Source organism: Labilibaculum euxinicum (assembly GCF_009795715.1).
GTDB lineage: Bacteria > Bacteroidota > Bacteroidia > Bacteroidales > Marinifilaceae > Labilibaculum > Labilibaculum euxinus.
Window position 1 is genome coordinate 309,708 of the sequence record NZ_WTCR01000006.1, and the last position, 12,259, is coordinate 321,966.

Below are 12,259 nucleotides of genomic sequence, written 5' to 3' on the forward strand. Positions count from 1 at the left end.
CCTGCTTTTTTATTGGTATTTTATCGGTGCTTATTTTATTAATGATTCTATAATTTCGATCGCATCGATGATGCATTTTTCACAAATCTTTTCTTTCACTTTATTTTTTTCAGCGTAAGCTTGTCCTTCTTCTGTATTCAGATTACATGCTATTAGTTCATCACAATTTGTAGAATTGTGCTCTAGTACAAATTTGTGGTTAAATTCCTGAATTAAAATTCGATTGTTGTCTGTTTGGAGTTGATGATTGCTGTATTTTTTGCAGTTATGAATTCCCAAAACCATAAATGCACCGGTAACAGCACCGCAGGTTTTTTGAAGTCTTCCCATACCGCCACCAAATCCACTTGAGATTTGGTAAGCTAAATTATCGTCAAAATTATAGTCGGTAGAATATGGTAACAGCACCGATTGGGCACAATTCATTCCCGATTGAAAAGCCTCTAAAGCTTGAGTTGCTTTTGAATTCATGAGAGTGATTTTGATTGAATTTGCAATACAATATGTTCTTTGTCGGAGCTTAAATGTAATTAAATTATTGTTTTGGAACAATGTCTATTTGTCATTTATTCAAACGGAGCGATTTCTAAACTTTTTGTGTAATTGTATCCCAATTCAAAAATCTCCTGAGCGTGATTTCCATTTAGTATTTCATATTCACGTAAGCCGGTTGGCTCTATAAATAAAGAACATTTTTCTTTGTGACGAATAATATTTGAATGAACTCCTAACTGAAAAGTTCGGGATGCCACCTGAACCAGGTTGTCAAACTTTTCAATTTTATGAACAGGGCTCACATTTACAGCAATAATTACATCACATTTTTGCAATAAGGGGGAGATGGGAAGGTTGTCGAATAGTCCTCCATCAGAATACATTTTGCCATCAATCAGAACAGGGGCAAAGAGTACAGGAATGCTAGCCGAGGCTAAAAGATAAGTGCTTAAATCTCCTTCCTTAATATATTCAACCCTACCATCGTTTAAATTCGATACTGTAATAAATAACGGAATTTTTAAATTTTCAATTTCCTTGATTTTAATGTGTTTTTGAATGTCTTCTTTTAAGCCATTCAAGCCAAATAATCCATATTTGGGATAATGCAATTTGGAGTAGGCCATTAGACTCTTGTTTTTTAGAATCTTCAGCGTTTTTTCATAGGTATAGCCGGAGGCTATAAAGGCACCAACTATTGCTCCTGCACTAACACCAGAAATTATATCAGGACGGATTCCTTTTTCCTCGAGTGCTTTTAATACTCCAATATGAGCGAAGCCCCGAACGCCGCCACCACCTAATGCTATTCCTATTCTCATTAATTACTGGGCTTTAAATTCCGGATTGTATATGATACCAATAACATTTCCCCATGGATCTTTTACACTTGCTACCCAAAGTTCTCCTCCAACATTTGCAGGCTGTTCGTGAACTGCAGCACCCACTTCTATTAAATGTGAAAATGTTTTGTTAATATCATCAACTCCCCAGTATGATAAAACGTTATCTGTTTTTGAAGCGTTTGAATCTGTATCAGGCAAAAGCCCTAATTCAAATCCGCCGATATTGAATCCAACGTAGAAATCCTCATCAAAATATGGAGAAGTCTCAAAAGCTCTGGAGTACCAAAGTTTTGCTTTTGAAAGTTCATTTGTTTTGTAAATAGTAGTTCGCAGACCTAAAAATTGTTTTTTCATATCGATTGATTACGCCTAAAATAGGGTGTTAAGAATATCTTGTTTCAGAACTGAATTTATCAATCCATAAATTACTCATTTGATTCTGATTTATCTATTTTAATTTCGTTTTTTTATTTAAAAAGAGAGCTTATCGATTTCGATAAGCTCTCTGCCAGTTACTTATTTACATTTTCTAAGGCCCCCTTTATTATTTCATCAACAACCGAGGTATCAAGAAGAGTAGAAATATCGCCAAAGTTGGAATAGTCTCCTTCAGCAATTTTTCTAAGAATACGTCGCATGATTTTGCCCGACCGGGTTTTAGGTAAGCTCCTCACAAGTTGTATTCGGTCTGGTTTTGCGATTGGGCCAATAATTTTGGTAACGCCTTTTCGGATACTGGTTTTGATCCCTTCTACACCACCGGTTGACAGCTCTCCGCAAACAACAAAAGCATAGATGCCTTGCCCTTTAATATCGTGAGGGAAGCCAACAACAGCCGATTCGTTTACCAGTGGATGTTCATTAATTGCATTTTCTACTTCAGCAGTTCCCATTCGGTGCCCCGATACATTAATAACATCATCAACGCGCCCTAATATTCTATAGTAGCCATCTTCATCACGTTTAACACCATCTCCCGTAAAATATAGATTTTCGTAGGTGCTGAAATAGGTTTTTTTAAATCGTTCATGATCGCCCCAAATTGTTCTAAGCATTCCGGGCCAGGGATATTTAATGCACAAATTTCCTTCCACGCTCTTTTCTGATAATTCTTTTCCTTCGGCATCAACAATTATGGGTTGAATGCCTGGCAGAGGTAAAGTTGCAAAGGAAGGTTTTGTTGGTATGATTCCTGCAATTGGGCTGATTGCAATTCCACCGGTTTCAGTCTGCCACCAGGTATCAACAATGGGACATCGGTTTTTACCAATATGATCGTGATACCAGTGCCAGGCTTCTTCGTTAATTGGTTCTCCAACTGTTCCAAGAACTTTTAGTGACGAGAGATCTTTGTTTTCAACATATTCCTGACCCTTCGACATCAACGATCGAATGGCCGTAGGGGCGGTGTAAAATTGCGAAACGTTATATTTACTTACAATGTCCCAATATCTGCCTGCATCAGGGTAAGTTGGTATTCCTTCGAACATCATTGTGGTAGCACCATTTAGCAAAGGACCGTAAACAATGTAAGAGTGACCGGTAATCCAACCAATATCAGCAGAACAAAAATAGATATCACCATCGCTGTACTGGAAAACATTTTTAAACGTATAAGCCGTGTAAACCATGTAGCCACCACAAGTGTGAACAATTCCTTTTGGTTTATCGGTCGAACCCGAAGTGTACAGGATGAATAAGGTGTCTTCAGCATCCATTGTTTCGGCCTCATGATACTCTTCTGCTCCAGCCATGCATTCGTGCCACCATAAATCTATTCTATCGTCGAAAGCAATTTCTGAATTAGTTCGTTGAACCACTATCACCTTTTCTACCGTTGGACAAGTTGATACTGCTTCATCTACAATTTCCTTAATAGGGATAATTTTACTGCCCCTATAGCCACCATCCGAAGTTATAACCATCTTAGCTTCAGCATCAATAATTCTGTCAGCGAGAGAATTGGCAGAGAATCCTGCAAATACGATGGAGTGGATCGCACCAATTCTGGCACATGCCAACATAGCAATTGCCAATTCTGGAATCATTGGCATATAAAAGGCAATGCGATCGCCCTTTTTAATTCCGTGTTGAAGTAGAACATTGGAAAACTTCTTTACCTCTGTAAACAGCTCATTATAGGTTAGTATGCGATTTTCATCATTTTGCTCATTAGGCTCCCAAATTATTGCCGGTTGATTTCCCCGGGTGAAAAGATGGCGCTCAAATATATTTTCAGTAATATTCATTTTGCCGTTAGTGAACCAATTTATTTTTGGCTCAGAAAAATTCCAATCCAATATTTTATCCCATTTTTTTTTCCAAAAAAAACTTTCTGCAATTCGACTCCAGAATTCTTCCGGTTTAGTCACACTCTTCTGATATTCATGGATGTATCCGCCCAGAGTACTAATCTTATCTATCATGTGCTGTAAAATTTGGTTAAAGATTAAATCTACATATCTCAATATATGAAATTCTGTATTCATTGCCCAATATTTGTTTTTTGAAATTTCTCAATTAAAGAAGGAAAAAGGGAAGTAGTCTTGATTGGAATGATATTTTATTATATTACCATGTATATTTAACATGACTCTTAGCTTAGAAGAGTTTTTAATTTGTAACATAAGAAGTTGATAATGAATAAAAAAACAATTGTGGTTGTTGTCCTGTCAGTTATTTTATTTCTCTCGGTTAGTAGTGTTTTGGTTATTAATGGCTTCCCTGATCTAACTTATGATTGGACTGTAGAATCAAAGTCGATACTTAAACAATACATTAAGTTGTTGGGCTTTATAAGTGTAATGGGGCTGGTTTATACGTTGGTTGAAGGATTTAAAAAGGCTAAACCCGAAGATCAAGATGCAGAGAATGAAGTTATACAATGATTTTTGTGACTGTCATGGAACGGGCAAGAATCTTGAACGGGTTAATTTTGTTGGGGTTTTGGAAGATTATGCAAAAAAAACAAGTTCTTGTGTGATTTTTTTTTTATGAAGTGGATATTTCATTGAAAAAATGGTTTTATTTGCAAATTGAGGCAGTTAATAACAACAAAAATATTTTATGATTACGTAAATGAAAAACACCTATTTTGATTTGATTGAGCAGAGCTATTATTTTCCACAGGAAGGCTTTGACTTACGCGATGATTACCTTACTTTTCAGGGGATCTCTATGAAGTATCTTATAGAAAAGCATGGTACTCCGTTTAGATTCTTTTATCTTCCCCGAATAGGAGATCAAATAAAAAAAGCCCGGAATCTTTTTAACAAGGCAATCAAGAAAAATAATTACGCAGGTTCTTATGAGTATTGTTATTGTACAAAGTGCAATCACTTTGCGCATGTAATTGGTGAAGCATTAAAACACAATGTTAATCTTGAGACTTCTTCAGCTTTTGATATCGATTTGATTTTGAATCTTTACAGAGATAAAAAAATTGATTTCAACAGAATTATTATTCATAATGGTTACAAAACAGATGAATATTTGAAAAAAATCCTGGATATGCAGGAGGTTGGATTCAAGAACAGCATCATCATTTTTGATAGTGTACAGGAATTGGATCGTTTGGAAATACTGGCAAAGGATCGGGTAGTGAAAATTGGTTTGCGAATGGCTATTAATGAGGAATCTCAATCTGCCTATTACACTTCAAGAATGGGTATTCGCAGTAATGAAATCATTAATTTTTATCACGATAGAATCAAGAATAATCCAAAGTTTGAGCTTAAAATGCTTCATTTCTTTGTAGATTCAGGAATTAAGGATAGTTTGTATTATTGGGGTGAATTTCAGAAGGCATTAAAGGTTTATTCCGAATTAAAGAAGGATAGTGAAACTCTTGATTCATTTAATTTAGGTGGTGGTTTTCCGATACGTAATCATCTGGGGTTCGAATACCAATATGAATACATGATTAATGAAATTATTTCCAACATTAAGGATGCCTGCATTAAGGATGAAATTCCAGAGCCAAACATCTATACTGAATTTGGTAAATATACAGTTGGAGAAAGTGGTGCAATCATATTTAAAGTGCTGGAACAGAAACAACAAAATGATACAGAGTCTTGGTATTTGATTGATAATAGTTTAATGAATACCATTCCTGATGCATGGTCTATTCACGAAAAATTTATTCTATTGCCAATCAACAAATGGAAAAATGAATACAAACGTGTAAATATTGGCGGAATTAGCTGCGATCACTCGGATTATTACAATTCTGAAGATTTAAATCAGGAGGTTTTGCTGCCGAGTTATTCCAATGATGAAAAAGAGCCATTGTATATTGGTTTTTTCCATACCGGAGCTTATCAGGATGCAATCAGCGGATATGGAGGCATTAAGCATTGTTTGATTCCATCTCCAAAACATGTAATAATTGACAGAGATGAAAAAGGCAATTTTTTCGATTATGTTTACCGAAACGAACAATCTGCCGATGAGATGTTTAAACTTTTAGGATACAAAAAGTAAAGAAGTAATTGTATTACAAATAAAATTGCAGAATTGGCACTGCAAGAGAGACGAAAATCTCAAATTTTTAATTGCCAGATAGTATTATTAAAATGCTTTGCTATAAATTATAAAATCATGCAAACTAAAGGACCCGTTACTAAATTTATATTGGAACATTACAGACATTTTAACTCAGCTGCTTTGGTAGATGCTGCCGTTGCTTACGAAAAGCATTTAGCAGAAGGGAAGAAGATGATGATTACCCTTGGAGGTGCTATGAGTACTGCTGAATTAGGTCGGTCTTTGGCAGAAATGATTCGTCAGGATAAAGTTCATATTATTACTTGTACCGGAGCAAATCTTGAGGAAGATATCATGAATCTTGTTGCTCATTCACATTACGAAAGAGTGCCTAATTACAGAGATTTAACACCACATGACGAGTGGGCTTTGCTGGAGAAAGGTTTAAACAGAGTAACAGATACATGTATTCCTGAAGAGGAAGCTTTTAGAAGATTACAGAAACACGTTTATAATATTTGGAAAGACGCTGAAGATAAGGGCGAGAGATATTTTCCACACGAGTTTATGTATAAACTGTTACTTTCAGGAGTGTTGGAACAATATTATGAAATTGATCCTAAAAACAGCTGGATGTTGGAAGCTGCAAAGAAAAATCTTCCGATTGTAGTTCCTGGCTGGGAAGATTCTACCATGGGAAATATTTTTGCATCCTACTGCTTAAAAGGAGAATTGAAGGCGTCAACTATGAAATCTGGAATTGAATACATGACTTGGTTGGCAGATTATTATAGCAATACCGCAGGAGACCAAGGTATCGGATTTTTCCAGATTGGTGGTGGTATATCAGGAGATTTCCCAATATGTGTAGTTCCTATGTTGTATCAGGATATGGAAAGAACAAACACTCCTTTTTGGAGTTATTTCTGCCAAATTTCTGATTCTACAACAAGTTATGGATCATATTCGGGTGCTGTTCCGAACGAGAAAATTACTTGGGGTAAGTTAGGTATTGAAACGCCTAAATTCATTATTGAATCAGATGCTACAATTGTGGCACCCTTGGTTTTTGCATATCTACTAGGTTGGTAATTAATAATAAGCCAAATATATTTCCATTTTTTCGATAAACATATTATTGTATGAAGAGCAGCAATAAACCGAGAGTAATCCAGAGCTATGAAAAGCTTAGCCAGGAGATACAGGAACAAATAAAATTGTATTATCCTGAGGGATATATGGATAATTTGATTGAGTTCAGAAATCATAAAAATGAATTAGTAAGTGCCTTGCCGTTTGAGACTGAGGATAAAATTTACATGGTTCGTATGTCAGTTCGTAAAGCTCAGGAACTTATCGAAGATGATGACGATTTTGACGATGATGGAAATCTGTTGGACAGTAAGAAGGAATCGTATGAAGATAAATACTCTGATTCTGATTCCGATTTTTTAATGTCAGACGATGATGAGGATGTGGATAACATTGCCGATGATGACGATGATATGGATGATGAATAGACCTTTATTTCTACCAGAAATAAAATAATTATAGAAGGCGGTAAAATCATGTATTTTGATTTTACCGCCTTTTTTGAATTGAATGTATTCTCATTCTCCAATGTTGAAAGAAATAGCAGAATTCTATAAATTAAGGGACTATAAGAAACTCTGCTATTTCAGTCAACCTACTCACTAATGGTTTTTCTCTACTTCCAGAGAGAAACCAACTTAGCTTTTTCTAATTTAATCAATTAGCATCATCGGGTATAAGTTTGTAGAATTCGATTGAGGGAAATATTGAATCAATTTTCTTTTGAAATTTGAGAGGGTGAGGATCGTTTTGGAATAGAATTTCCTTTGTGTTAATTGAGTATTCAAATTACAAAATTAAAGAAGCAATGTCCAGTAAATTAGGAAGTTTTATATGGAAAAATGTGAGGTTTAAGGAATACTAATCCAAAAAATTTCTTTTGTTATTTACAATGAAATCTGTCATTGAAATTCCTAAATCTCAGGATACAAAAAAGGGGTGTTTCCATACTGAAACAACCCTTTTGTTTTACAGTGACACTACTGTTTTATATGAATAGATTAATGTTGGATTTTTCAGCTTCTTCAAGATAGGTTGCTACACCTCCAATAGAAACACCTTCAAGTAATTCACCCTTATCAACTCCCATTACATCCATCGACATTTGACAAGCAATCATCTCAACACCATTCTCCATAGCGGTTTTTAGTAAATCCTCAAGAGAGTCTACTTTTTTCGCCATCATTCTTTTTTTCATCATTTTAGAACCTAAACCCATCATGTTCATTTTTGACAGTTTTAAATCATCTGCGCTGTTTGCCATCATTTTGCTAAACATCTTGCCCATCAAATCTTTTTGAACTTTTGGTTTGTTTGCTTTTTTAATCACATTCAATCCCCAAAAAGTAAAGAAGAGGGTTACTTTATTTCCAGTGGCGGCAGCTCCATTGGCAATAACAAGTGATGCCAAAGCCCGATCCAATTCATCAGAAAAAATTACCATGGTTTTATTCTTGGCTATGCCATTGTTTAAAACAGAACATTGTTCATCTTTTTTCTGCTTTTCAATAACTGCAGATATAATTCCTTTATCAGAATCAAGAGAAATTAATTTATTTCCCGTCATGTTACACCATGATGCAACATCTTTCATAAATCCCTGGTCAGTAACTTTTTGGAGCAATCGGTCACCGTTCTCTAATTTGTCAATTTCCTTTTTTAGTTTGATGATGGGTCCCGGACATTGCAATCCACAAGCATCTACCTCAATGATTTTTTTCTCAGACTGAATTTCTTTTTCTTCGAAGCTTGTTTTTTTTCTATAGATATGACTGTCTTTGGCCACATAACTGGATTCAAAAATATCCTCGTTACTTTGTTTGCAGGTTGCGTGTTCGTAGGTTTTGTAACCACCACTTAAATTGTAAACGTCCGAAAAGCCTTTTTGCATTAAGATTCTTGATGCAAAATAGCCACGTAAACCAACCCCGCAATAGATTATTATTTTTTTATCTCTAGGTATTTCGTCCAGGCGATTTCTGATTTGATCCACTTCTATATTTACGGCATCTTCAATTTGACCCAGTTCAAATTCATCAGGAGTACGAACATCTAATATAAAATTATTTGCTGCATGCAATTGATTCAATTCATCCCAATGAATAATATTTACCAAACCTTCAATAATATTTCCTGCAGTAAATCCTGCCTGATTTACAGGGTCTTTTGCCGATGAGTAGGGGGGAGCATAAGCATGTTCGATTTCCTGTAAATCGTAAATTGTTCCGCCTTTTTTAAGAACTGTTGCAATTAAATCGGTTCTCTTGTCTACACCTTCATATCCAATTATTTGAGCACCATATAATTTCCCGCTGTGGGGATCGAAAGTGATTTTTATACTTGTAGGCATTGCTCCGGGATAATATCCTGCATGCGATCCTCCATGAGTAATATTAGAGACAAAAGAAATGCCTTCCTTTTTAAGAACCTTTTCGGCCAATCCTGTCGATCCAATGGTGAGATCAAATACTTTAGCTATGGCAGTTGCAATTGAACCTTTATAAGTTTGTTTGTGTCCCAGAACCAAATTGTTTGCTAAAATTCTACCCTGCTTATTGGCAGGGCCTGCCAGATATGCATTGGTGTATTTGCCGGTAATAGGATGTGGGAAAGCGATAGCATCACCTAAGGCATATACATTAGGATCGCTGGTTTGAAGGTATTCGTTTACTTTAATACCTCCGTTGGGAGCCAACTCAATACCTGCCTCTTTAATTAATTTGGTTTCAGGTTTAACACCGATAGAAAGAATAACCATATCAGCGTCCACTTTTCTGCCCGATTGCAAATGAATCTCAAGATGATCAGTATCTCTTTTGAACTGACTAACACCATCATTCAGATAAAATTCAACATTTTTAGTCTTTAAATGCTGATGTACAACGGCCGCCATTTCGTAATCAAGAGGCGTCATTACTTGTTCGGCCATTTCAATAATTGTAACCATCATACCTAGGTGATGAAGGTTTTCAGCCATTTCCAAACCAATAAATCCAGCTCCAACAACTACAGCTTTCTTTGGCTTGTTTTCGTTGATGTAAGTTTTAATTTTGTCTGTATCATTTACGTTTCGAACAGTGAAAATTGCTTTGTCTTTTATGCCGGGAATTGGTGGTTTTATCGGTTCTGCGCCTGGAGAAACAACCAATTTATCAAAAGTTTCAGTATAGCTTGTATTGTTGATGAGGTCGTTGATTTCTACTAATTTATTTTCGCGGTCAATTCTAACAACTTCGTTTTTAATCCGAACATCAACATTTAATCTTTTTTTGAAGCTTTCAGGAGTTTGCAGCAATAGATTTTCCCTCTCTGTAATAACATCACCAACATAGTATGGTAAACCGCAATTTGCATACGAAATATGTTCGCCTCTTTCGAACATGATTATCTCTGCCGATTCATCCATTCTGCGTAAACGAGCCGCAGTTGTTGCTCCTCCTGCTACACCACCAACTATTAAGTATTTTGCCATTGTTATATGTTTTAAAAGTTATTTTATTGTAATCATCATATGTAGATATCCATATATCTATCATGCAAAAGTAATCTTTCAGAAAAATTTATCACTAATGCAATGTTGGTTTTTAATATGTTGCTCAGCATGTTAAATCGATTGCATTGATTAAACTGTCTGATAAAGAGTGTTTAATAAATTATTTGTAATGATATTGAAAATCATCATATGAGAATATTCTCATTATTAAGGGTGGTTTATCAGACAGTATTCATCTCTGCTAAAGAAATGTGATTCGCATTGGGTACAATTGAGATAATATTATTTTCTTTATGGTATAGATGGGGAATATGATAAAATGTGAAAAGATTAATTTAAGTTTTCCTGGTCAACTCATATGCAAAGATCTTAGTTTCGAGGTTTTTGCAGGTGAGTCAATATGTTTTAGCGGACCATCAGGTAAGGGCAAATCTTCATTATTAAAAGTATTAATGGGATTTATTACACCACAATCCGGGAATATTCAAATTGACGGTTTAGAGTTGAATAGCGATACGATTGCAGCGATTCGAAACAAAATGATCTGGTTGCCGCAAAATAGTAATTTACCTGTTGATTCAGCCAATGAGCTATCTGATTTACTTCAAATGAATGCAGAACAAGTAGAAAGATTTCAACAATTTCAGGATCAGTTGGGAGTTAGGGAATGTGGATTTGATAAAAGTTTTGCTGAAATAAGCGGAGGACAAAAGCAAAGAATTGTTTTGGCTGCATGCTTAAGTCTTGATAAGCCAATAATCCTTCTGGATGAACCAGTTTCTGCTCTTGATGATCATTCCATCGATCTTCTCTTTGCTACATTGAATTCTTTGCCTGACAAAACAATAGTTTCAACTTCCCATAACAAGAAATGGATTGACTATTGCAACAGAACAATTGAGTTATGAAACGTCCATGCCAAAGATATTTTGACACACAGGGGGATGATTATTCCAGCATGGTAAGTTCCATATGGCAAAAGTTTAAAATTATAATCATATGAAAGAAATCGTTGACATAGGAATAGGGAGTTTGGCCTTGGGATTTTTGCTCATGGTTATTCCCATTGCAGGCTTCATCTATTTTAAAGTGAAAATTGTTAAAGAAACTGTTATTGCTTTAATTCGGATGGTGATGCAACTTTCTTTGGTCGCCTTTTATCTGGAATATATTTTTGCATGGAACAATGCCTGGGTAAATGTAATTTGGGTTTGTGTAATGATTCTGGTTGGTACTTTTACTACAATTAAGAGGGCAGGGCTTACCTATCGGTTTTTCATCCTTCCGTTTGCAATTTCAGGATTTATAAGTATTCTAATTTTGGATGCTTTCTTTCTAGGTTTTGTTATTCATCTCGACTATGTTTTTGATGCCCGTTACTTTATTCCTATATCAGGAATGGTGTTGGGAAATGCTTTAAATCATAACATTGTTGGTATCAGCAATTATTTTGGCAGGTTAACTAAGGAACAGGATTTGTATTATTTTCTTTTGGTGAACGGAGATAGCAGAAAGAATTCACTGGCACCATTTATCCGCTCGGCCATAAAAAGTGGTTTAAATCCATTAATAGCTACCATGTCTGTAATTGGTTTAATCTCCTTACCCGGGATGATGACAGGACAGATTTTAGGTGGAAGTTCTCCTATGGTCGCCATAAAATATCAGATATTAATTATGCTCGCCATATTTGTTGGTTGCTCTTTAAATCTAATGCTTAGTATTCTTCTGGCAAATCGTTTTGCATTCGACTCTTTTGGACGAATTAAAGCCAATTTATTTAAGAAATAGTATCCCTCGCCAGTTTATAAGAAGTTTTTGTTATTTTATTGAATATCAATACAAA

At 35.4% G+C, this 12,259-nt stretch carries 11 protein-coding genes; 6 read left to right on the top strand and 5 right to left on the bottom strand.

Annotated features, from left to right (window positions below; translation table 11 throughout):
• Window positions 1-30 precede the first annotated feature (30 nt).
• From GQR60_RS10380 to acs, 4 genes are all read right to left on the bottom strand, one after another.
• Complete coding sequence (locus GQR60_RS10380) at window positions 31-471, bottom strand: C-GCAxxG-C-C family protein (RefSeq protein WP_124992854.1); 441 nt, start codon at window positions 469-471, stop codon at window positions 31-33.
• 95 nt (window positions 472-566) lie between these two features.
• Window positions 567-1,316, bottom strand: a complete 750-nt coding sequence (locus GQR60_RS10385) for a patatin-like phospholipase family protein (RefSeq protein WP_124992855.1) — start codon at window positions 1,314-1,316, stop codon at window positions 567-569.
• Window positions 1,317-1,319: 3 nt separating this feature from the next.
• The gene (locus GQR60_RS10390; protein WP_124992856.1) at window positions 1,320-1,694 is read right to left on the bottom strand and encodes a VOC family protein; all 375 of its coding nucleotides are present in this window, start codon (window positions 1,692-1,694) and stop codon (window positions 1,320-1,322) included.
• A 158-nt stretch (window positions 1,695-1,852) separates the two neighbouring features.
• Window positions 1,853-3,766, bottom strand: a complete 1,914-nt coding sequence (acs, locus tag GQR60_RS10395; RefSeq protein WP_124992857.1) for an acetate--CoA ligase — start codon at window positions 3,764-3,766, stop codon at window positions 1,853-1,855.
• 213 nt (window positions 3,767-3,979) lie between these two features.
• Here acs and GQR60_RS10400 point away from each other — a divergent pair, with 213 nt between their 5' ends.
• The 4 genes from GQR60_RS10400 (at window position 3,980) to GQR60_RS10415 (ending at window position 7,348) form a co-directional block, all read left to right on the top strand.
• Window positions 3,980-4,228: a hypothetical protein gene (locus tag GQR60_RS10400; RefSeq protein WP_101307833.1), complete on the top strand. Its 249-nt coding sequence runs from the start codon at window positions 3,980-3,982 to the stop codon at window positions 4,226-4,228.
• Between the two features lie 190 nt (window positions 4,229-4,418).
• Complete coding sequence (locus GQR60_RS10405; protein ID WP_101307832.1) at window positions 4,419-5,825, top strand: type III PLP-dependent enzyme domain-containing protein; 1,407 nt, start codon at window positions 4,419-4,421, stop codon at window positions 5,823-5,825.
• Between the two features lie 117 nt (window positions 5,826-5,942).
• Window positions 5,943-6,920, top strand: a complete 978-nt coding sequence (locus GQR60_RS10410) for a deoxyhypusine synthase family protein (RefSeq protein WP_124992858.1) — start codon at window positions 5,943-5,945, stop codon at window positions 6,918-6,920.
• 50 nt (window positions 6,921-6,970) lie between these two features.
• Window positions 6,971-7,348, top strand: coding sequence for a hypothetical protein (locus tag GQR60_RS10415; protein WP_124992859.1), 378 nt, complete (start codon window positions 6,971-6,973; stop codon window positions 7,346-7,348).
• A 560-nt stretch (window positions 7,349-7,908) separates the two neighbouring features.
• Here the strand turns inward: GQR60_RS10415 and GQR60_RS10420 are convergent.
• On the bottom strand, window positions 7,909-10,392 hold the full coding sequence (locus tag GQR60_RS10420; protein ID WP_124992860.1) for a CoA-disulfide reductase: 2,484 nt from the start codon (window positions 10,390-10,392) through the stop codon (window positions 7,909-7,911).
• A 332-nt stretch (window positions 10,393-10,724) separates the two neighbouring features.
• Between GQR60_RS10420 and GQR60_RS10425 the strand changes: the two genes are divergently transcribed.
• Window positions 10,725-11,321, top strand: a complete 597-nt coding sequence (locus GQR60_RS10425) for an ATP-binding cassette domain-containing protein (protein ID WP_160463458.1) — start codon at window positions 10,725-10,727, stop codon at window positions 11,319-11,321.
• A 91-nt stretch (window positions 11,322-11,412) separates the two neighbouring features.
• A complete protein-coding gene (locus tag GQR60_RS10430; RefSeq protein WP_124992862.1) occupies window positions 11,413-12,204 on the top strand; it encodes an ABC transporter permease in 792 nt (263 codons plus the stop codon).
• Window positions 12,205-12,259: the final 55 nt, after the last annotated feature.